17 protein-coding genes are annotated in these 21,558 nt (G+C 76.1%); 10 read left to right on the forward strand and 7 right to left on the reverse strand.

Going from position 1 to position 21,558, the window contains the following annotated elements:
* Positions 1 to 307: 307 nt before the first annotated feature.
* From AC067J_RS27790 to AC067J_RS27800, 3 genes are all read left to right on the forward strand, one after another.
* Positions 308 to 1,324 (forward strand): hypothetical protein, encoded by a 1,017-nt coding sequence (locus tag AC067J_RS27790; RefSeq protein WP_478303675.1) that lies wholly within the window; start codon positions 308 to 310, stop codon positions 1,322 to 1,324.
* A 188-nt stretch (positions 1,325 to 1,512) separates the two neighbouring features.
* Positions 1,513 to 3,393 (forward strand): HSP90 family protein, encoded by a 1,881-nt coding sequence (locus AC067J_RS27795; RefSeq protein WP_478303677.1) that lies wholly within the window; start codon positions 1,513 to 1,515, stop codon positions 3,391 to 3,393.
* Entirely contained in the window at positions 3,393 to 6,485 is a 3,093-nt protein-coding gene (locus AC067J_RS27800; RefSeq protein ID WP_478303679.1) for a hypothetical protein, read from the forward strand. Before AC067J_RS27795 ends, AC067J_RS27800 begins: the two co-directional genes overlap by 1 nt.
* Before the next feature lie 159 nt (positions 6,486 to 6,644).
* Here AC067J_RS27800 and AC067J_RS27805 read toward each other — a convergent pair whose 3' ends face one another.
* Positions 6,645 to 7,922, reverse strand: a complete 1,278-nt coding sequence (locus tag AC067J_RS27805) for a carbohydrate-binding protein (protein ID WP_478303681.1) — start codon at positions 7,920 to 7,922, stop codon at positions 6,645 to 6,647.
* Positions 7,923 to 8,153: 231 nt separating this feature from the next.
* Between AC067J_RS27805 and AC067J_RS27810 the strand changes: the two genes are divergently transcribed.
* On the forward strand, positions 8,154 to 8,783 hold the full coding sequence (locus AC067J_RS27810) for a GNAT family N-acetyltransferase (protein WP_478303683.1): 630 nt from the start codon (positions 8,154 to 8,156) through the stop codon (positions 8,781 to 8,783).
* 141 nt (positions 8,784 to 8,924) lie between these two features.
* Here AC067J_RS27810 and AC067J_RS27815 read toward each other — a convergent pair whose 3' ends face one another.
* Positions 8,925 to 9,839, reverse strand: coding sequence for a LysR family transcriptional regulator substrate-binding protein (locus tag AC067J_RS27815; protein WP_478303685.1), 915 nt, complete (start codon positions 9,837 to 9,839; stop codon positions 8,925 to 8,927).
* A 180-nt stretch (positions 9,840 to 10,019) separates the two neighbouring features.
* Between AC067J_RS27815 and AC067J_RS27820 the strand changes: the two genes are divergently transcribed.
* The 4 genes from AC067J_RS27820 to AC067J_RS27835 all read left to right on the forward strand — a co-directional run bounded on the left by AC067J_RS27820 (position 10,020) and on the right by AC067J_RS27835 (position 14,204).
* Positions 10,020 to 11,036 carry a DMT family transporter gene (locus AC067J_RS27820; RefSeq protein WP_478303776.1) on the forward strand — a complete coding sequence of 339 codons (1,017 nt, stop codon included), beginning with the start codon at positions 10,020 to 10,022 and terminating at the stop codon, positions 11,034 to 11,036.
* Between the two features lie 9 nt (positions 11,037 to 11,045).
* Positions 11,046 to 12,620 (forward strand): sensor histidine kinase, encoded by a 1,575-nt coding sequence (locus AC067J_RS27825; protein ID WP_478303687.1) that lies wholly within the window; start codon positions 11,046 to 11,048, stop codon positions 12,618 to 12,620.
* Positions 12,608 to 13,273 carry a response regulator gene (locus AC067J_RS27830; protein ID WP_478303689.1) on the forward strand — a complete coding sequence of 222 codons (666 nt, stop codon included), beginning with the start codon at positions 12,608 to 12,610 and terminating at the stop codon, positions 13,271 to 13,273. The genes AC067J_RS27825 and AC067J_RS27830 overlap by 13 nt, the downstream gene beginning before the upstream one ends.
* Positions 13,274 to 13,508: 235 nt before the next feature.
* On the forward strand, positions 13,509 to 14,204 hold the full coding sequence (locus AC067J_RS27835) for an alpha/beta fold hydrolase (RefSeq protein WP_478303691.1): 696 nt from the start codon (positions 13,509 to 13,511) through the stop codon (positions 14,202 to 14,204).
* Positions 14,205 to 14,376: 172 nt separating this feature from the next.
* Here the strand turns inward: AC067J_RS27835 and AC067J_RS27840 are convergent, their stop codons facing one another.
* From AC067J_RS27840 to AC067J_RS27855, 4 genes are all read right to left on the reverse strand, one after another.
* A complete protein-coding gene (locus tag AC067J_RS27840; protein ID WP_478303692.1) occupies positions 14,377 to 14,940 on the reverse strand; it encodes a YrhB domain-containing protein in 564 nt (187 codons plus the stop codon).
* Positions 14,941 to 14,943: 3 nt separating this feature from the next.
* Positions 14,944 to 15,450, reverse strand: a complete 507-nt coding sequence (locus tag AC067J_RS27845; RefSeq protein WP_478303694.1) for an AraC family transcriptional regulator — start codon at positions 15,448 to 15,450, stop codon at positions 14,944 to 14,946.
* 328 nt (positions 15,451 to 15,778) lie between these two features.
* Positions 15,779 to 17,062 (reverse strand): glycosyltransferase family 4 protein, encoded by a 1,284-nt coding sequence (locus tag AC067J_RS27850; RefSeq protein WP_478303696.1) that lies wholly within the window; start codon positions 17,060 to 17,062, stop codon positions 15,779 to 15,781.
* Positions 17,059 to 18,540, reverse strand: coding sequence for a hypothetical protein (locus tag AC067J_RS27855; RefSeq protein WP_478303698.1), 1,482 nt, complete (start codon positions 18,538 to 18,540; stop codon positions 17,059 to 17,061). The genes AC067J_RS27850 and AC067J_RS27855 overlap by 4 nt, the downstream gene beginning before the upstream one ends.
* Before the next feature lie 471 nt (positions 18,541 to 19,011).
* Here AC067J_RS27855 and AC067J_RS27860 point away from each other — a divergent pair, with 471 nt between their 5' ends.
* Entirely contained in the window at positions 19,012 to 20,028 is a 1,017-nt protein-coding gene (locus AC067J_RS27860; RefSeq protein ID WP_478303700.1) for a GNAT family N-acetyltransferase, read from the forward strand.
* A 130-nt stretch (positions 20,029 to 20,158) separates the two neighbouring features.
* Entirely contained in the window at positions 20,159 to 20,947 is a 789-nt protein-coding gene (locus AC067J_RS27865; RefSeq protein ID WP_478303701.1) for an aminotransferase class IV, read from the forward strand.
* 224 nt (positions 20,948 to 21,171) lie between these two features.
* On the opposite strand, the gene AC067J_RS27870 is transcribed toward AC067J_RS27865, so the two are convergent.
* Positions 21,172 to 21,378 carry a hypothetical protein gene (locus tag AC067J_RS27870; protein ID WP_478303703.1) on the reverse strand — a complete coding sequence of 69 codons (207 nt, stop codon included), beginning with the start codon at positions 21,376 to 21,378 and terminating at the stop codon, positions 21,172 to 21,174.
* Positions 21,379 to 21,558 lie beyond the last annotated feature (180 nt).

Below are 21,558 nucleotides of genomic sequence, written 5' to 3' on the forward strand. Positions count from 1 at the left end.
GGGAGCCGTCCGCCCGGTCGGGGGCACCGGCCCGCGCGAGGGGCCGTCACGGTCGGTGGCGCCCCGGTGACGGGAGGCGGCGGGGTGGCGCCACTGTAGGTTCGTGTCCGATCCGGTTCAACCACCCCCGGCGTGTTGCCCGTTCGGCGCGTCGCCGGTCCGCCCGCCGCCGGCCGTTCCCGCGGAGGCCGGGCTGGCCGACGGGGTGTCGGCGGCGCGTGATATCCAGTGGGTCCTGGATGGCCTCACGGGTCACCCGAACGATGCAGACGACGACGGGCCGACGAGGTCTCAGGGGGGCCGCACCATGTCCTTTTTCCGACGCCGAACCGGCGATGACGCCCCGGCGGGCCAGGGGGGTCGCCGGGCGTTCGGCTTCGGCCGGAAGGCGGCGCGCGGCGCCGTCCCCGTCCTCGACCCCGCCCACGGGGACGAGGGGCTGCGCCGGCTGCGCGACCTCGCCGCCGCCGGGGACTGGACCGCGCTCGGACCGGCCCTCGCCGTCGTCGGGGACCAGGCCGAACTGACCTGGCTGCTCGCCGAGGTCGCCGACGTCGAGGGCGTCGAGGAGTGGATCGGCAAGGTCGTCGCGGAGCACCCGGACGAGCCGCTGCCGCTGCTGCTCTCCGGCGCCCGGCACATCTCCTGGGCCTGGGAGGCCCGCACCGGTCAGCGCGCCAAGCACGTCACCGACGAGCAGTGGCAGCTCTTCCACGAGCGGCTGGACGTCGCCGAGGAGCAGCTGTTCGAGGTCGCCGAACGCGAACCGGAGTGGCTGGCGCCCTGGTACTTCCTGCAGATCGGCGCCCGCGGCGCCTCGCTCGGCCCGGCGGTCGCGACCGCCCGCTTCGAGGCCGCGCTGCGCCGCGACCCCGCCCACCTGGCCTCGCACCAGCAGCGCCTCCAGCAGCTCTGCGCCAAGTGGGGCGGCTCGCACGAGGAGATGCACGCCTTCGCCCGCGCCTCGATGCTGGCCGCCCCCGAGGGCAGCCCGCTCGGCGAACTCGTCGCCCTCGCCCACCTGGAGCACTGGCTGGACCTCCCGGACGGCGAGGACCACGCCTACCTGACCGGCCCCGCGGTCCGCGCCTCCCTGCGCGAGGCGGTCCACCGCTCCGTGCTGCACCCCGCCTACCGGCCGGGCCGCGACTGGCGGGCCGCCCACAACACCTTCGCCATGGTCCTCTCCCTCGCCGACGAGCGGGCGCTCGCGCACGCCGTGTTCCGCACCCTGGAGGACGTCGTCACCGACTGGCCGTGGTGCTACCTGGGCGGCGACCAGGCCGAGAACTTCCGTCTCCACCGCGACCGCTGCGCCCACTGACCGCTGCTCCCACTGGCCGCTGCGCCCACTGACCGCAGCGCCCGCCGGCGTCCTCCGGGGCATCCCGCCCCGACCCGCCGCCGCCGCGCCCCGCCCTGATCCGCCCCGCTCCGACTCACCGCCGCCGCGCCCCACCGGGCCCGCGCGCACCACGAACCCCATCACGCCTGCGATCGAAAGAGCCCCCGGTGTCCCCATCCGAGAACCCGACGAGCGCGCACACCTTCCAGGTCGACCTGCGCGGCCTGGTCGACCTGCTCTCCCACCACCTCTACTCCAGCCCCCGGGTCTACCTGCGCGAGCTGCTGCAGAACGCGGTCGACGCGATCTCCGCCCGCCAGGCCCTCGACCCGGCCGCGCCCGCCGCCATCACCGTCCACGCCGACACCGCGCTCACCGTCACCGACACCGGCATCGGCCTCACCGAGCAGGACGTCCACACCTTCCTCGCCACCATCGGCCGCAGCTCCAAGCGCGACGCCGACGGACGCCTCGACGGCGCCGGACTCGCCCGCGCCCGCGGCGACTTCATCGGCCAGTTCGGCATCGGCCTGCTCGCCTGCTTCGTGGTCGCCGACGAGATCACCGTCGTCACCCGCTCCGCCGCCACGCCCGACGCGCCCGTCATCGAGTGGCGCGGCGGCTCCGACGGCCGCTACACCATCCGCACCCTGCCCTCGGACGCCAAGCCCGAGCCCGGCACGACCGTCCGGCTCACCCCGCGCGCCGACGCCGCCGAGTGGACCCGCGCCGACCGCGTGCTCTCGCTCGCCCGGGACTTCGGCAGCCTGCTGCGCCACGAGGTCACCGTGGTCGACGGCCGCGGCGACGCCACCCGCGTCAACCACACCCCGCCCTGGGCCGACCGGCACGGCTCCCCGCTGGCCCGCCGCGAGGCGCTGGCCGCGTACTGCCGCACGACCTTCGACTTCACCCCGCTCGACACCATCGAGCTGGACCTGCCGCTGGTCGGCCTGCGCGGTGTCGCCTACGTGCTGCCCGACGCCGTCCCGCCGTCCCGCCGGGCCGGCCACCGGGTCCACCTCAAGGGCATGCTGCTCTCCGACCACGCCGACGAACTCCTGCCCGACTGGGCGTTCTTCGTCCGCTGCGTGGTCGACACCGACGGCCTGCGGCCCACCGCCTCCCGCGAGGGCCTGTACGCCGACGAGACGCTCGCCGCCGTCCGCGACGCGCTCGGCACGCGGATCCGCGACTGGCTCACCGGGCTCTCCGCCGGGGACCCGGCGCTGCTCCACCGGTTCATCTCGGTGCACCACCTGGCCGTCAAGGAACTCGCGCGCTACGACGACGAGTTGCTCCGGATGCTGCTGCCCTGGCTGCCGTTCGAGACCACCGACGGCAACGTCACCCTGGACGAGTTCGTCCGTGCCCACCCGGTCGTCCTGGTCACCCGCACCGTGGAGGAGTTCCGCCAGGTCGCCCCGATCGCCGGCGCCGCCGGGCTCGGCGTCGTCAACGGCGGCTACACCTACGACCGCGACCTCGTCCACCGGCTGCCCGAGATCCGCCCCGGCACGTCCGTGGCCGACCTCGACCCGGGCACCGTCACCGCCCACCTCGACACCGTCGACCCGGCCGCCGAACTCGCCGCCTCCGCGTTCCTCACCATCGCCCGCGAGGTGGTCGGCCGGTTCGACTGCGACGTCGCCCTGCGCAGCTTCCACCCGACCAGCGCACCGGCCCTGCTGCTCGACAACCGGGAGGCCCGGCACGAGCGAAGCCGCGCCCAACTCGCCGAAGAAGCCGACGGGTTGTGGGCCGACATCCTCGGCTCGCTGCGCGCCGAGGTACCCCGGGCCCAGCTGGTGCTCAACCACCTCAACCCGCTGGTGCGGCGGGCGGCCGGCATCGCCGACCGCGAACTCGCCGTCACCGCCGTCGAAACGCTGTACGGGCAGGCCGTGCTGCTCACCCGCAGGCCGCTGACCTCCAGCGAGAGCGCCCTGCTCAACCGCTCGTTCATCAGCCTGCTCGACCACGCCATGTTCGGCCACGAGGCCGCCGGCCGCGGGACCGGCCCGCGCGACGACCAGAAGGAGGCGTGATGCTGGACACCGTCGACGCGGTGACGGCCGCGCTGCGCGAGAACGACGCCCGCCCGTACGGGCGGCAGCGGACCGTCACCGCAGAGGAACTCGTCGACGCCGCCGAGCAGTTCGACGACACCGGGGTGCGCTCGATGGCGCTCCTGGAACTGATGGAGGCCTACACCTACGACGGCGAGCGGAGCAAGTCCCCGGTCGTCTTCGCCCGCGTGCTCAAGCTCTGGGACACCGACCCGGACGGCTTCGGCGAGTGGGCGTCCCAGCAGGTCTTCTGGCGGTTCAAGTGGGTCGCCAACGCGCTGCTCGGCACCCCCGACGTCCCGCTGGCCGCGCTCCGCCGCTGGCACCAGGAGATGCGCGACCGCTACCGCGCCGCCGGGCACGGCCTCCAGCCGTACTACGCGCAGCGGTTCCACCTCGCCGCGCACACCGGTGAATCCGTCCAGGACGCCTACGAGCTGTGGGCCGCCCGGCCGCGCACCGAGCTGAGCGACTGCCAGGCCTGCGAGATCCGCTCGCGCGCCGTCCACCACCTGCGGGCCGGCGACGACGAGCGCGCCCTGGAGGCCTGGCGCCCGGTGCTGGGCGGCGAGAGCACCTGCGCCGAGGAGCCCTGGACCAGCCACGCCCACGCGCTGCTGCCGCTGCTGCGCCAGGGCCGGCTGGACGACGCCCGCTCCAGCCACCTGGTCGGCTACCGCTTCGCCCGCGGCAAGACCGGCATGGCCCGCGCCGTCGGCCTGCACCTGGAGTTCTGCGCGCTCTCCGGCAACGAGCCGCGCGGCCTGGAGATCCTCGCCGAGAACCGCGACCTGTTCGGCGTCACCGGCGACCCGGGCGCCCGGCTCGACTTCCTCACCGCCGTCGAGGTCCTGATCGCGGGCCTTGCCCGGGCCGGCCACGGCGGCCTCGCCGTCAGCGGTCCGCCCGGTGCGAGCTGGACGGTCGACTCGCTCCTCGCCCACCTGCGGGCCGAGGGCGACGCGCTGGCCGCCCGCTTCGACGCCCGCAACGGCACCGACGCGGTCGGCGACCGCCGCCGCACCCGTCTGGAGCGCCGGCCGCTGCTCGCGGAGCCGCTCGCCCTGGGCGTGCGCGCCGCCGCCGCGCCCGAGCTGGCCGCCGCCCCGGCCCTCCCCGCGGTGCCCGCCCGGGAGACCGAGGCGGAGCCGGAGGACTTCGCGGCCCTGGTGGCCCGCGCGCGTGAACTGCAGCTGATCGGCCACCCGGACGCCGACCGGCTCTGGCGCCGCGTCGACGAGCGGTTCTCCGCCGACGGCCACACGCACACCGAGGGCACCGGGGCCGGCACGGCCGGGAGGCTGCGTGCCGAGCTCGCCGAACGGCGGGCGCACGACGCGCTCGACCGGGAGGAGTGGGCGGCGGGCGCCGCCGGGCTGCTGGCCGCCGGCGAGCTCTTCGAGGAGGAGGGCCTCGTCGGCCGCGCCCTCGCGGTGCGCACCCGCGCGCTGGTCGCCGAACTCGCCGCCGACACGGACGCCGACGCGGACGCGGACGGTGATGAGGGCGCGGACGCCGACGCCGATGAGGGCGCGGCCAGGGCTGCGGACGAGGGCGAAGGCGCCGGCGAGGGCGATGGCGAGGGGGCGGACCGGACCGGGGCATACCCGGACGGCGCGGACGGCGCGGCCGCTGCGGCCGCAGCCGCCGGTGCTGCGCCCGACTGGCCGGCCCTCGACGCCGCGCTCGCCCGGGCCGGGGAGCTGCTCGCCGCCCCCGGCGGCCCGGCCATCGAGGACGACGACTACCTGGTCGTCCTCCAGTGCCGGGCCTTCGCCGCCCACCAGGCCCTGGTCCGGGCCCTGCCCGAGGCGCCCGCCGCGACGGCCGAGCGCTTCGACGCCGCCGTCACCGCCTACCGGGAGGCGAGCGCCGCCCGGGGCTCGGTCCGCCGCCTGGCCGTCGCCCGCCAGTACGCCGCCGACGTCGCCGCGCGCAAGGGCCTGCTCGCCGAAGCCGCCGGTGAACTCCGATCCGTCATCGCCGAGTTGGAGGAGGCCGGGCAGCCATGGCACACCCCGCGGCCGTACGGGCTGCTCGGCCAGGTGCTGCTGCAGGACGGCGAGCCGGCCGAGGCCGTCGAGGTGCTCCACCGGTCCCTCGCGGCGGCCGCCCGCTGGGCCGACGAGTCCTACCCGTTCGCGGCGACGTACCTGATGGCCGGCCACGCGAGCGCCCACCTCGGCGACACCGGCGCCGCCGTCCGGGCGCTCTCCGAGGCCGCCGCCCGGTTCGACCGCGAGGGCCCGTCCGCCGCCCAGGAAGCGGCCCAGGTCCGGCTCCAGCTCGCCGACCAGCTGACCGGCGCCGACCGGACGGCCGACGCGGTCGCCGTCCTGGAGTCGGTGCTGCTCGACCGTTCCGCCGACGCGCTGGACGAGCGGCTGCTCGCCCAGGCCCGGCTGGACCTCGCCCGAGGCCTGTACGCGCTGGACGAGTACCGGGACGCCGCCGAGGAGTACCTGCGACTGGCCGCCGTCCTCGACGGCTGGGAGGAGGACCTCCACCTGCGCACCATGGTGGCCGCCGAGGCCGCCCTCGCGCTCGCCCACGCCGACCGCTGGGAGGCCGCGGACGCCGCCCGCGAGCGCGCCCTCGCCGCGCACGAGCAGTGGCCCCAGCCGGCCCAGGTGTCCGCCATGCTGCGGCAGTTCGCCCGGCTTTCCGTGCAGACCCGGGGCTCGGACGGCGTGGACGCGGCCCTCGCCCGGCTGGCCGAGGCGGACTCCGTCCGCGAGCGGGTCGAACGAGAGGACCCGGAGCAGGAGACCTGGTACCCGCGCGCCGCCGGCGACTACGAGCGGGCCCGGGTCTACGCGGTGGCCGGCCGCTACGAGGAGGCGCTCGCCGTCGCGGAGGCGGCGATCACCGGGTACGAGGAGGGCGGCGAGGAGGCCGAGACCCCGCGTGCCGAGGCCGTCCGGCTGGCCGCCCTGATCGAGGGCACCGACCTCGGGCGCACCGGTGCGGCCCGGGCCCGGCTCGCCGACGCCGTCGACCGCTGCCGGCGGCACGGCCTCGACGAGGCGGCGTCCGTCCTCGCGGGGCTCCGGGAGCGACTGGCGGAGTGACGGTCCGCTCCGGAGCGGCGCGGCTCCGGAGCGGCGCGGCGCACGGCCGACCCGTCACCGGGCGGACCGTGCGCCGCGTCGTGCCGTGCTCTGCTGTGCTCTGCCGCGTCGTGCCCCGCCGTACCCTGCTCTGCCGTGCCGGGAATGACGGAGCGGACGTCAGCAGGGGCCGTCGTCCGACCAGACACCCCACTGGCCGCTCGCGGACGGGTTCTCGTTCAGCGTCCACCACTTGGCGTGGTACTTGTGGCCGTTGTACGAGACCTTGTTGCCGCCGGTGAACGTCGTACCGGCGTTCCACGGCGGGTCGGTGCAGACGCCCGGGCTGTTCGGCGGCGTGGTGGGCGGCGTGGTGGGTGTGGTCGGCGGCGTGGCGCCGGCGAACCGCACGGTGAACTTCGTGAAGTCCCAGTCGTTCTGGACCACGCTGGAGCAGGACCCGGACAGCCCCGGGTCGACCGTCCCGGGGCACTGCCGGTCCCGGTTGACCGACCAGTAGGTGTACCGGGCCAGCTTGTGCGCGAGCGCGAAGTCCAGCACCGCCTGGAAGTCCGCCTGCCGGAAGTACTCGGCGACGTCGGTGCGGCCGTTCATCAGCGAGACGCCCTCGTGCGCGTACGCCTCCGCCTCCGACCAGCCGAAGGTGTTCCGCAGGATCTGGTTGAACTTCACCAGCGCGTCGGTCTGGGCCGCCGCGCCGTTGAAGCCGCCGTCGAAGGGCATGATCGAGTAGTTGTCGGGCGTGAACCCCTGCGCCTTGGCCTCGTTGAGCATCTGCTGCCCGAACCAGCCGGTGCCGCCCGCGGTGGTGCCGGCGGTGGTGATCGAGATGTACAGCCCCGGGTTGTCGCGCTGGAGGATGCGGGCCGCGCCGATCTCGTTGCGGATCGCGGCGGCGTTCTCGTACTCCGGCTCCTCCAGGTCGAAGTCGATGGCCTTCAACTGGTACTTGGTGACGACCTTCTGGTACCCGGCCGCGGTCGCCTCGGGAGTCCCGCAGGTCTGCCCGAGCTTGGTGCCGCCGTACCCGCCGACCGAGACCGAGACGTCGCCGCCCTTGTCCCGGACGGTCCGGATCACCGCGGGCATGACGGTGTCGGTGTCGATCGACGACGTCCCGCCCCAGGCGGGGCTGCAGCCGCCCTTGTCGAGGATGAACGCGAGTTGGAAGGCCTTCTGGCCGGTGGCGTCCATCACCGTGGCGACATCGGGCGGGCTGTTGTCCTCGGGCATCAGGTACGGCGCGGAGGCGTACCAGTTGCTGCCGATGCCGCCGGCGGCCGGTGCGACGGCCGTGGTCGTCGCGTTCGCGGCGACCGCCACGAGCCCGCCGGCGACCAGGCCGAGCACCCCGGCCACCGCGAGGGCGGCCCGCTGGCGGCCGAACGGCAGCGGTCTTCTGACGCGTCGTGGCTGTGGGGGAAGTGCGCGTTCCATGGAGACCTCTCAGGAAACGGCGGAGGAAGGCCCGCCCGCGCCGGTGGTTGGGGGCGGAGCGCCGGGCCGGATTCGCCCGCGACGGGACCGGGTCGTCGGTCGCGGCAGGGCCTTCACTGGTATAGACCTCTCGGATGTGGCCGTCAACGGGTCCGGACGCTCGTCCGCGTGCGATCCGGCGGGCGGCCACCGCCGGTGCCGGTCCGGGGCGTTGCTGCATATGATCCGGAAATGAACGCTCCCGTCACGCTCAAGGCCGCCGCGACACCGACCGCTCCCGCTCTCGTCCTGCGCCCCTGGTGCGCGGACGACGTGGCCGCACTGGTCGAGGTGTACCGGGATCCCGATCTGCGGCACTGGACGGACTCCCGGGTGGAGAACGAGGAGGACGGGTTGCGGTGGGTGCGCGCCCAGGAGCGGGGCTGGGCGGCAGGCGACCGGTTCGGCTTCGCCGTCCTCGAAACGGCCCTCGAAACGGCCCTCGGCGCGGCCCTCGGCGCGGCGGTTCCCGGCGGTGCCTCCGACTCGGTCCTTGAGGCGGCACCTCCGCGGTTGGTGGGCAACGTGGTGCTCAAGGGCGTCGCACCCGGCAAGTCCTCCGCCGAGGTGGGCTACTGGACGGCCGCCCGGGCGCGCGGTCGGGGCGTCGCCCCGCGGGCCCTGGAGGCGCTCACCGCCTGGTCCTTCGACGCCTTCCGGGCCGACGGCCTGGAGTGCCTCGAACTCCTCCACCAGGTCGACAACCTGGCATCCTGCCGGGTCGCCGAGAAGGGCGGCTACCGGTTCGACCGGATCCTGCCATCGGCTCCTCCGTCCTACCCGCTCGACGGGCACCTGCACCTACGGCGCGCGGCCGCCTGAGCCCGAGGCTGAGCCCGAGCCCGAGCCGAGGGTGTCCCGTTCGGCCGGTGCCGGTCGGGGCAGGGCCCGACCGGACAGGTCGGAGCAGTGTGGGCCGGGCGCCCAACGCGGCTTCCCCGCAGGTGCGGTGGCCCGTCGGGCTCAAGCGGTGGCCGGGTGCGGTGGCCGAGCGGTCCGGTCGCCATCCCGGTCGGTGCGGACGGCGGCCAGCAGGCCGGTGACGGCCGGTGACCACGGCCGCCCGGCCGGGCCGGTCAGCGTGAGCGTCCGGTGCACGGCGGGCCGGATCGGGACGAGCACGCACTCCGCCGGCAGCATCGGCTGCGCCAGTGCCGGCATCACCGAGACGCCCACGCCCGCGTGCACCATGCCGATCAGCGTGTTGAGGTCCCGGATCCGGTGCCGGGGCGTGAACCGGATGCCCGCCCGGCGGTAGGCCTTTCGGATCTGTCGCTCGCAACCTCCCTCGGACAGCAGGAAGTTGTCGTCCTCCAGTTCGGCGACGCCGACGGCCGCCTCGCCCGCGAGCGGGTGGTCGCGGCGGAGCAGCGCGTGCATGGCGTCCGTCCCGAGCGCGACCGCTCCAGGCGGCACCGTCGCCGCGTCGACCAGGACCGCCGCGTCCACGGTGCCGGCCTCCAGCCAGACGGCCAGCTCGTCGTCCTCACCCTCGAAGACCCGCACGGTCAGCCGCGGGTGCGCGGCCCGCCAGTCGCGCAGCAGGCCGGGGAGCAGACCCTGGCAGACGGTGGTGGGCGCGGCCAGCCGGACCGTTCCGGTGAGCCCGCCCGAGTGGTGGGTGGCGATCGCGTGGACGGCCGCCGCGGAGGCGACCGCCGTCCGGGCGTGCGGCAGGATCCGCTCGCCCAGCGGGGTCGGACGCGCCGGTGCACCCCGGTGCAGGACGGGCGCGCCCAGGACGCGCTCCAGGGCCGCCACCGCGTGCGAGACCGCGGACTGGCTGACGCCCAACTCGGCCGCCGCCGCCCCGAAACCGCCCGCGTCGGCCACCGCGACCAGCGCCCTGAGCTGGGCGAGGTTCACCTCCGTCGCCATGAGACTTCCTCATCCGTTGTGCACCACCACTTGTTGGACTCATGATCCGTCGACGCGCCACCCTCTGTCCACGCGGTCGTTCGGCCTGCGGGGGCGCCTCGTGGGGGGCGCTCTGCGGGGAGCCCCCGCGGGGGGGTCCGCCGCCCGGAACGAGGGAACGAGGAAGGGCGGGTGGTCCGGATGCGGCGGCACTGGTGGCCGGGGTTCGTGGCACTGTCGGCGATCTGGGGTGCGAGCTTCGCGCTGATCAAGGTCGCCGTCGACGCGGGGGTGCCCCCGGTCTGGGTGGCCTGCTGGCGGTGCCTCCTCGGTGCGGCCGCACTCTGGGCGATCCGCGCCGTCCGCCGGGAGGCCGCCCCGCGCTCGCCCGCCATCTGGGGCCACTCCGCCGTGGTGGCCGTGCTGCTGAACGCGGCACCGTTCGTCCTCTTCTCCTACGGCGAGACGCGGGTCAGTTCGGTGCTGGCCGGGGTGCTGAACGCCACCACCCCGCTGTTCGCCCTGCTCTTCGCGGTCGCCACCGTCGCCGAGGAGCGCCGTCCCGGTCCACGCCGGCTCGCCGGACTCGGGCTCGGCTTCGCCGGGGTGCTGACCGTCCTCGGCGTCTGGCGCGGGATCGGCACCTCCTCCGGAGAAGCGGTCGGCGGCCTCGCCTGCCTGGCCGCCGCCTGCTGCTACGGCGCCGGCTTCGCCTACCTGCGCCGCCACCTCGCCGGCCGGCCGCATTCGGCGACCGCCCTCGCCGCCGTGCAGATCACCTGCGGCGCGGCCGAACTCGCCGTGGCCGCACCGCTCGCCGCCGGCGCCCCGCACTGGCCCGGCACCGGACCGGCCGCCGCACTGCTGGTCCTCGGCGCCCTCGGCACCGGCGTGGCCTACATCCTCAACCTCGACCTGGTCCGCAGTGCGGGGACCGCGGTCGCCGCCGCCGTCACCTACGTCACGCCGCTCTGGTCGACCGCGTTCGGCGCCCTGCTGCTCGCGGAACCGGTGGGCTGGAACGCCCTGCTCGGCGGCCTCGCGGTGGTCGGCGCGGTCGCCCTCACCCGGCAGCCGCCCGCCGGGGGCGGAGTCGGTGCCGGTGTCGGGGCGGGTGCCGGGGCGGGTGCCGGTGCCGAGGCGGCTCAGGGCGGCCGGTTCCGTCGGGGCCGTCGGAGCGGCCGGAGCGGCCGGAAGGCACGTCAGCCGGTCGGTTAGGGTGGCTTGATGGGCAAGGGGCGGGCAGACGAGAGCGGCCGTACGGGTACGGCTCTCCACGGCGGGCACCCGGACGCCGCCGGGCCGGACGCCTCTGCGTCGGACGTCTCCTCAGTGGCCGTCTCCTCGTCGGAGGCCTCCCCCCGCCGGAACACCGAGCAAGGCTCCTCCGCGCCCGCGCCCGCGCCCGGGCTCGTCGAGCCCCCGGCCGACGGTCACGAGTCGCCGCCCGTCGCCGTCTGGGCCGCGCTGCGCGCCGACCCGCTCCGCTTCCCGTTCACCCGTCACACGCCGCGCTGCTGGGCCTACCTGGTCGGCGGCGCCGTGCTCGGCCTGCTGATGACGGTCCTCCTCGTCGTCCTCACCCTGCTCGGCGTCGCCCTCTCCGTGGTCGGCGTCGGCCTGCCGCTGCTGCTCGCCGCCGCCCTCGCGGGCCTGCCCGCCGGGGCCCTCGAACGCCGCCGGCTCCGGCTGGTCGAACCCCGTCCCGTACCGGACCCGCACCGCGCGCTGCCCGGGGCCGGGCGCCGCGCCCGGCTTCGGACCCGGCTGCGCGAGCGCGCGACCTGGCGAGCGCTCGCCCACACCGCGCTGGTCGGCCCCGCGCTCACCGCCGCCGGGCTCGGCCTCACCGCCCTGCTGGTGTTCTCCGCGGCGCTGGTCGTCAGCCCGGTCGTGGTCTGGGCGCTCGCTCCCGAGACCGTGATGCTGATCCCCGGCCACGCCGTCCCCGGGCCGCTCCACGCGCTCCCGGCGACCGCCGTCGGCTTCGCCGGCCTGCTGCTCGGCGCCTACGCGGGCGCCCTGCTGACCACGGCCCACGTCCGGCTGGCCCGGCTGCTGCTCGGCCCGCGCGAGGAGGACCTCGGCCGGCAGGTGCTCGAACTCACCCGCTCGCGGGCCCGGCTGGCCGACGCCTTCGAGGCCGAGCGCCGCCGCATCGAACGCGACCTGCACGACGGCGCCCAACAGCAGCTCGTCGCCCTGACCATGACGCTCGGCCTCGCCGCCCACGAACTGCGCGAGCGCCCCCGGTCGCCGGGCCCCGCGGCCCACCCGCCCGCGCGGGATCCGGCCGCGCAGCTCCGGCCCGCGCAGGATCCGCCCGCGCAGGATCCGGCCGCCGTGCTCGTCGACCGTGCCCGGGCCGAGGCCCGGAAGGCGCTGGAACAGCTGCGCGACCTGGTCCGCGGCATCCACCCCCAGGTGCTCACCGACCACGGACTGCCCGCCGCCGTCGCGGAGGTCGCGCTGCGCCACCCGGTCCCCGTCGAGGTCGACCTCGACCTGCCCGGCCGACTGCCCGGCCCGGTCGAGAGCACCGCCTACTTCACGGTCACCGAGGCGCTCACCAACGCGGCCAAGCACAGCGGTGCCACCGCCGTCACCGTCCACGGACGGGTGGCCGACGGCCGGCTGGTGATCCAGGTGACCGACGACGGCTGCGGCGGGGCCGACCCGGCCGCCGGAGCCGGACTGCAGGGACTGGCCGACCGGGTGGCGATCCTGAGAGGACGACTCATGGTGACCAGTCCGACCGGCGGGCCGACCCGGCTCCGGCTGGAGGTGCCGTGCTCCGGCTAGTCATCGCCGAGGACGCCGTGCTGCTCCGGGCCGGCCTGGTCGAACTGCTCACCCGGGGCGGCCACCGGGTGGTCGCCGCCGTCGGGGACGCGGCCGCGCTCGCCGCCGCCGTGGACGCCGAACGGCCGGACGCCGTCGTCACCGACGTCCGGATGCCGCCCGACTTCCAGGACGAGGGCCTGCGCGCCGCCCTCGAACTCCGCGAGCGCCACGCAGGTCTGCCCGTCCTGGTCCTCTCGCAGTACGTGGCGACCCCGTACGCCACCCGGCTGCTCGGCGCCGCGAGTGCGCAGCAGGCCGGACTCGGCTACCTGCTCAAGGACCGGGTCGGCGACGTCGGCGACTTCCTGGACGCGCTGCGCCGGGTGGCCGGCGGCGAGACCGTGATCGACCCGGAGGTGGTCCGCGTCCTGCTCCGCGGGCAGTCCGCCGACCGCCCGCTCGCCCGGCTCACCCCGCGCGAGCGCGAGGTGCTGGGGCTGATGGCCGAGGGGCTGAACAACCAGGCGGTCGGGGCCCGGCTCAGCATCACCGAGGCGTCGGTGGTCAAGCACTGCGGGAACATCTTCATGAAGCTGGACCTCGATCCGGCCGAGGGCAACCGCCGCGTGCTCGCCGTCCTCGCCCACCTCGCCGATCTGCGCGGCGAGTAGCCACCGGGCGCGGCGGCGTACGGGTCGGCGGACCGTCCGTCCGCCCGTCCGTATGCCCGCCCGTCCGTCCGCATGCCCGCCCGCGGCCCGTCCGTCCGCCCGTCCGTATGCCCGCCCGTCCGTCCGCATGCCCGCCCGCGGCCCGTCCGTCCGCCCGTCCGTATGCCCGTCCGTCCGTCCGCATGCCCGCCCGCGGCCCGTTCCGGTTGTCGTACCCGGGGGCTACGGTGCCGCCATGACGGAATTCGTACTGGTGGCAGGTGCGTGGCTCGGCGCGTGGGCATGGGACGACGTGGTCCCCGACCTGCGGGCGGCCGGGCACGGCACCCATCCGCTGACCCTCTCCGGCCTCGCCGAGCGGCGCGGCGAGCCCGCCGGACAGCAGGCCCACGTCCAGGACGTCGTCGACCTGGTCGAGCGCCGGGACCTCCGTGACGTGGTCCTCGTCGGCCACAGCTACTCGGGCATCCCCGTGGGCCAGGCCGCCGAGCGGATCGGCGACCGGCTGGCGCACGTGGTGTTCGTCGACTCCAACATCCCGGTCGACGGCGAGGCCTTCGTCGCCGCCGGGCCGTGGGGCAAGGCGGTGGCGGAGGCGATCGCCGCCAACGAGGGCTTCTGGCCCCCGCTCGCCGCGGCCGACTTCGCGGGCCAGGGGCTGACCGACGAGCAGATCGCCCGCATCGTGGCCGGCGCCACCCCGCACCCCGGCGGCAGTCTCACCGAGCCCGCCGCCCTCGCCCGCCCGCTCGGCGGGCTCCCGGCCACGTACCTCACCTGCCTGCTCGACAGCCCCGAGCCGCCCGCCCCGGTGGCCGCCCTCCTCGCGGGCCCCAGCTGGCACGCGGCCGAGCTGCAGACCGGCCACTGGCCGATGTTCTCCCAGCCCCGCGAGCTGGCCCGCGTCCTGCTGGAGGCCGCCGCCCGCTGAGCGCGGCGGCCCGTCCGTGAACCCCGGACCGGACGCGGCCCACGCGTGGCCGGACCCGGACACAGGCCCGGGCCCCGGACCGGACACCGGGTGCGGACACCGGTGGGCCCGCCCGCCCCGGAAACGCGGATTCGGGGCGGGCGGGCCCACCGGAAGGGGCCCGATCGGACCCCTACCGGATCGGACCGGCCAGCGTCTCGATGGGCAGGAGCGGCCATTCCGGCTCCTTCCGGGTGAGGCTCGCCAGTTCCTCCGGTGGTTCGGCGCCGTCGCGGACCGCCGTGACGTAGGCCTTCGCCTGCTGCAGGCTCAGCCGCGGCGCCTGCTTGCGGAGGTGGCTCATCGCCGCCACGACGCCGGCGGACCGCACGAGCGTGCGAACAGCGGAGGCCAGCTGGTCGGGCGGTCTGATGCCCTTGGTCTGCAGGAGGTAGTGCTCCTCCCAGCCCTCCTCCGACCACCAGGCGTCGGGGACGTAGTGGATGCTCCCGTCGTACCGGTCCACCAGGCAGTGGCCGGCGACCATGGAGCCGGATCCCTCGCGCACCTCGCGGGTGCGGGCGTACTCCGCCGTGTTCCAGAAGACGAGCCAGCCGACCGCGTGCTCCTCCACAAAGGAGGCGGCGAGCTCAGGCGCCGGCCCCTGCCACCGCCACGTCAGCCGTTCCGCGGCCAAGTAGGACTCGACGAGTTCGACGGCGCGTTCCTCGGATATCACGGTCTCATCCTGCACCACGGGTCAACTGCTTTCCGGCGTACCGTCTCCGCCCTCGCCCGGCTTTCGAACGCGGTCCCGGTGCACGGGAACGCATATCTCGCACAGGTGGTCCCTGAGCATGTGCGGGCGGTACCGCTCAAGGACCGGCCGGGTGGTGTCGAGTTCGAAACCCGCGTGCGTCAGCGAGGGGAAGAGACCGGCCCACGCGCTCGACAGCCCCTCGGCCGTGTGCGCGACGGTGAGGACTGCGTGGCGGCCGCCGGCGACCCGGCCCTCCCGGACCTCGGCGTGACGGATACCGACCTCCTGCGGCAGGACGAGGCAGGCGTCGTACCGGCAGTTCTGAGGCTCCGTCCGCGCGGGGTCGTCCCGGGCGATCCCCAGGACGACCGAGTCCGCATTGAGCAGGCCGGCCGCGGCGGCCCATTCCTTGAGCCTTTCCATCCGGGCGCCGTTCCCGGGCCCGTACGGGCCGGTGTGCCGCAGGTAGGCGATCCGGAATTCCGGTATTTCCTCGACCGTGAACATCGGTGTTCTCCTCGGTTCGACCGGTGTGAATTCCCACGGTAGCAAGGTATAAAAGCTTTTCCGGTCGACAATTAAAAGGAAATCAACGGGGATTCCCGGAAGGGTCGGGAGGGGCCGGGTCGCTACGGTTCGGGTCGGCACGGGGTACGTCGGGGCGGCGCAGCGGCCGCGGGGCTGCGGAGCCTCACCTGCCGGCAGCGCGTCGGCAACGCCCGGGACCGGACGGATGCGCCGTCCCCGCGCGGGGTGGAACCGCCGGTCCTCCCGGAGGGGTGCGCGGGGCGCGACCGGCTCTGCGCCCGGGAGGCCCGTCCGGACGGACGGCCCGTCACTCCCACGCCCGTCGCGCCCCGTCGGCGAACGCCGCCGGCCCTGGGACGTCCGGTGCGCCTGCTGTGCCTGCTGCGCCTGCTGTGCCGGGACGGCCTGCGGCGTCGCGGCCGACGGGGTCTACGCGGTCGTCGGGGCCGTCAGGGCCACCGGAGCCGTCGGGAGTGAGGAGGGCGGCAAGGCGGTGGGCGGTGGCCTCCCAGGACCACTGCTCGCGGACCCAACGGCGGCCGGCCTCGCCCATGCGTGCCCGCTCGGCGGCGGGCGCGCGGAGTATGCGGACGATGGCCTCGGCGACAGCGGCATCGTCCCGGCCGTCGACGACGGTGCCGCTGACGCCGTCGAGGACGGCGTCCGGTGCGCCGCCCGAGCGGCCGGCGACGACGGGCAGGCCGGCGGCCGCGGCCTCCAGGAAGACGATGCCGAGGCCCTCCGCCTCCAGGCCCGCCCGCCGGGTGCGGCAGGGCATCGCGAAGACGTCGGCCGCCGCGTAGGCGGCGGGCGTCTGCGCGTGCTCCCGGCCGCCGACGAACACGACCGAACCGGGCTCGGTGTGCCGGAGCGCGAGCTCGCGCAGCCGCCGTTCGTCCGGGCCCCGGCCGACCAGCACGAGCACGGTGCCGGGGACGGCCCGCCGGATCAGCGGGAGCGCGCGGATCAGGGCGTCCTGGCCCTTGCGGGGGACCAGCCGGGCCACGCAGAGGACCACCGGCGCGCCGGGGCCGCCGTCGGCCGGCCGGGCGTGGTCCTGCCGAGGCCGGAACAGCTCGGAGTCGACACCGGGCACCAGCCGTTCCAGCCGGGCGGCGGGCCCGAGGGCGGGGGCGATCCGGTCGCGGGTGTACGGGCCGAGGTAGGTGACGACGTCGACGCTGTCGCCGATCCGCCGCAGCAGCCGCCGGGCGCCCGGGGTGCGCGCCCACCAGATCTCGTGGCCGTGCGTGGTGGCGACGGTCCGCCGGATCCCGGGGGCCCGGCGGCGGAGCCCGGGCGTCATCGCGGCGAGCGGTGCGGCGGCGCCGAACCAGACCCGGTCGCAGCCGTACGCCCGGGCTATCTCGGCGGCCCGGCGGGTGACGCGGCCGGTGGGGAGCAGCATCCGCGACCGGTCGCGGATCACCGGGAAGGGGAGCGCGGCATCGTGACGGGCGGCCCCCGGTTCGTTCGAGGTGTAGACGACGACGTCGCCGTCGGGCAGCCGGGTGGCCATGGCGTGGACGAAGGTCTCGATGCCGCCCTGCCGGGGCGGGAAGTCGTTGGTGACGATGAGTGTGCTGCTCATGGGGTGGGTGCGACCTCGGTTCGGTGGCGGGCGGTGGTGGCGGCGGTGGAGACGGAGGCAGTGGCGGTGGCGCGGACCGTGACGGCGGTTCGGGCCTGGGCCTGGGCCGGGGCCCGGGCGGACGCGGGCGCGGGCGCGGTACGGCGGCGGGGCGCGGGCCGTCCGCCGCTGTCCGCCCACGTCGGTGTCGGCCCGGGCGTGGGCCTTGGTGTGGGCTTGGGCAGGAAGGACGCGGCCAGGGAGGCGGTGCCGGAGGTGACGGCGGCGTGGGCGCGTGGGCGCGCGGTTCGCGGACGGGTGCTCTCGCCGAGCCGGGCGAGGAGGACGAGCAGGGCGGGCAGCGCGAGGTAGCCGTACCGTCCGGCGGGCGCCAGCAGGAAGGCCAGCGCGAGCCCGAGCGCGAGCCGCTCGGCGGCGCCGACGGCGTCCCGGGGCGGGCGGAGCACGAGGGAGGCGGCGAGGGCGGTTCCGGCGAGCAGCAGCAGGGCGACGGCGGCGTACCAGCCGGCCGGGCCGAGGTCCGCGAGCAGCCGGCCGGGCAGCGGGCTGCTCGCCGGGGTGGGCAGTTCGCCGCGCCCGGTGGGGAAGGCGAACACCTGCTGTACGAGTGGTCCGGGCGAGCGCAGCGCGCAGGGCAGGACGAGCACGGCCGCGCCGACGGCGGCGGTGGCCGTGGCGCGCACCGCCGCCCGCCGCCCGGTGGTCGCGGCGAGCAGGGCGGCGGTCACCGCGACCGCCGGCCAGGCCGTCCACTTGAGCGCGCAGGCCAGGGCGAGGGCCGCCCCGGCGCCGAGCGGACGGGCGCGGCCGGCCAGGGCGAGCGCCAGGCAGCAGAGGCCGGTCAGCGGAAGGTCGACCCCACTGACGCAGAGCGGCAGCGCGACCAGCGGCGAGGCGATCAGCGCGGCGGCCGACGTGCCGACGTTCTCGCCGAACCACCCGGCGCCCTGAGCGGCGGCGGGCACGGCAGCGGCCCCCGCTGCGCCGCGCGGACGCCGAAGCCCACGCGCACGCTCACGTTCGAGCCCATGCCCGAGCCCACGCCCGCGCCATGGGCGTGCGGCCACCGCCAGGCAGCCGAGGAACGCGGCGGCACACCAGAGTCTGGCGTCGCCGAGCACCCTCGCCTGCCAGCCGTCCGACCCGAGCAGCGCGCGGGGCAGCCCGAACAGCGCCATGCCGGGCAGGTAGGGCGTGTACTCGGCGACGGTGCGCGGCTCGGCCAGGTACGGCGTGCCGTGCCGGAGCAGCAGTTCACCCGACCGTTCGATGACGGCGACCTCGCTCTGTCCCTGTCCGGTCGCGAGCAGGAGGAGCAGCGGCGCGGCCACCGCACCCGCGAGCGCGACGGCCACCGAGTACCGGGGCGCCCACCGCCGGGGCAGCACCAGCACGGCGACCGCCGCCGCCAGGTAGCCCGCTGCGGCGCACAGCCCCCAACTCCGGTGCGGTCCCAGCCCGGAGACGAGCGGGAACACTCCCGCCCACCCCGCGGCCACCAGCCACCCGACGCACCACAGCACCCGTCGCCCGCCGGGAGGGCGGCGTCTGCGGAGGCCCGGGCGACCACCGACGCCGGGGCGACCGCCGACGCCCGGGCGACCACCGACGCCGGGGGCACCAGGGGAGTTGCGGTGAACGCGGTGATCGGGGTGCTCGGCGGAGCGCGGGAGGTCCGGACGGACGCGGTGAATCAGCACCACTTCATTGCAGCGGCGCAGGTCAGCGAGGTCATGACGGCCAGGTCGAGTCCTCTGGTCGGGTTTCCCCTACCACCGGCCCGGGCGCGGCGGCGGGCGGACCGCGCGCCGGTCGGACGGCGGAATCGCGCATGTGCTGCTCCTCTCCAGGCGAGCGGTGCTCCGAACAAGGGAATTCGTATCCGATCTGACGTTCGGTGTCCAACGAATTACGTTCCGTGCCCGGCGGTCGCTATCGTGGACGCCGTGGTGAGGTCCTGGGATGCGGCGGTGGAGCGGGCGCAGGCGCGGTTGGCGGCGGCGCCCGGGGTGCGGGCGGTGGGGGAGGACGAAGGGCGGCGGTTCGCGCTCTGGGACCTCGCGTCGCGTGCCGAGGGGGAGTTGGGCGAGCCGGTGGACCCGGAGACGCTCGGCCCGGCGGAGGAGCGCGCGCTGCGGCAGCGGCTCGGCGAGAGCGGACGCGAGTGGCCGGACGGCGAGCTGTACCGCCGCCGCTACTGGCTGTCCGACACCGCCGCGGCCGCCGACGGCGCCGACCCGGGCGGCGGTGCGGCGTCCCCCTTCGGCACCGCGGCGCCCCCCGTCGGCACCGTCGCGGTCGACAACTGGACGAAGGGACCCGGCCAGTTGGCCGTCTCCTCGCTCTACCTGCGGCCCGCCGCGCGCGGGCGCGGACTCGCCGCGACCGTGCTCGACCAGGTCTACCGGGCCGCCACCGCCGAGGGCCTGCCCGGCTACCGGCTGGAGGCGCACTGGACCTGGCAGCACGCCGTCCGGTACTACCTGCGCCGCGGCCTCTGGGTGGTGTCCTGGAAGCACGCCGTCGGGCTGGCCCGGCTGCCCCAACTGCCGCCCTACCGGGTGCGGGAGGAGGAGGACCGGCTGGTCCTGCTGATCGCGGACGGGGCGCCGGGGCCGCGCGGCGGCTGGACGCCGCTGCTCACCGCCGGCCGCGAGGGCCGCTGGCTGCGGCTGGACGAGACCGCGGCCTACCGGCAGGCCGACGGCTGGGTGCGCGACTACGCCCGCTCGACGCTGGCCCTGCACCTGGCGCTCGCCGGCCGCCCGCTGGTCCGCGGCCCGCAGTGGTGGGCGGAGGCCTGGCGCTGGTCGGACGCGGGCGAGCCGGAGGGCCTCGCGTACCGGATCGAGCACGTCGAGCGGTCGGCCCGCGACGGCGGCCGACCGGTCACGACCCCGTACCGCCGCACGGCGGCGGGGGCGGGCGGCGACCCGGCCGGAGGGCCCGGCGAGCCGGTGGGCTGACCCGGACCGCCCCCGCCCCGCCCCCGCCCTCGCTCACCCTCCTCACCTCACCTCACCTCACCCCGTCCCACCGCACCCCGCGCACCCGCTCGAACCCGTCCCTGCCCGCCGACCTGGGAGACTCGGCGCCATGGCAGAGATCGAGATCGACGGCGCGCCCGCCGACCCCGCGCAGCTCGCGGCGCTGGGCCTGCTCAACTACGGGCACTTCACCACCCTGCGCGCCGAGGCGGGCCGCACCCGCGGGCTGACGCTCCACCTCGACCGGCTGGTCCGCGACTGCCGCACGGTCTTCGGTGCCGCACTGGAGCGGGAGCCGGTCCGCGCCCGGATCCGGCGCGTCCTCCCGGCCGACGGTTCGCCGGTGATCGTCCGGGTCACCGTGTTCGACCCGGCGCTCGGCCTGGAGCGCCCGGCCGCACCCGCCGCACCCCGGTTGCTGGTCACCACCCGCCCGGCGCCGGCCGCCGCGCCCGGTCCGCTGCGGGTCCGCACCACCGTGTACCGGCGGGAGCTGCCCGAGGTGAAGCACGTCGGCCTGTTCGGACTGCTCCACCAGCGCCGGCTGGCCCAACTGGCCGGCTACGACGACGCACTGCTCGTCGACCCGGACGGCCACGTCGCCGAGGGCGCCACCTGGAACCTCGCCCTGTACGACGGCCGCGAGCTGGTCCGCCCGGCCGCCGCCGCCCTGCCCGGCGTCACCGAGGCGCTGCTCGCCCGTGCGTACGGCGGTCCGCAGCGCCGCGAGCCCGTCGCACCGGCCGGGCTCGACCGCTTCGTCGCCGCCGTCGCCGTCAACGCGGGCGGCGGTGTCCGCCCGGTGGCGGCGATCGACGGCACGACGTTCGACCCGGCCCACCCCGTCATCGCCGAACTCCGCACCGCCTACGAGCAGATCGAGGCCGAGGAGATCTGACCCCCGCAGGCCCCCGCAGGCTCCCGCAGACCCTCGCCGGACCCCCGTCCCCGCCGGTGCCCCGGACCCCCGCGTCCCCGCCGATTCCCCGGCGTCCGCCCCGGGCGGATGACCCACCTGCTACCCGGGCCTCCCGCACGGGTCGCCCCCGTCCGGAAAGGCCCCCGCGGACACGGTGAAGTCCGCGTCCACGGCCGAACCCCCGGGCGGCAGGAACCTCACGGTCACCACCATCCACCTGCGTCCACGTTCTTCTCGAACGCGATGCTGCCGAGGGCGTCGTCGAGCGAGGGGTCGTCGACCTCGCTCCAGCCGTTCGGACCCGCCAGGCCCCGGTAGTGGTCGCGGCACGGGTCCGACCGGACCAGGTAGCACCCGCCCAGGGTCAGGACGAGCGCCGAACACACGAAGAACATCTTCGTACTCTTCATCGGGCTCTCCATCTGCTTCGTCGAACAAGGAGGGGTGGGCAGGGAGTTCAGGGGGGGCCCGGCGCTACCCGGAGGAGCCACCGGGGGGATAACCCCACCACCCGTCCGCCAGCGGCCTGTATGGTCCGCCGCGCCCCGTCTTCCTAGCCTGGAACACGTCGACGACCAGCGACGATCCCC

It is taken from the genome of Kitasatospora sp. NPDC042419 (assembly GCF_056437345.1).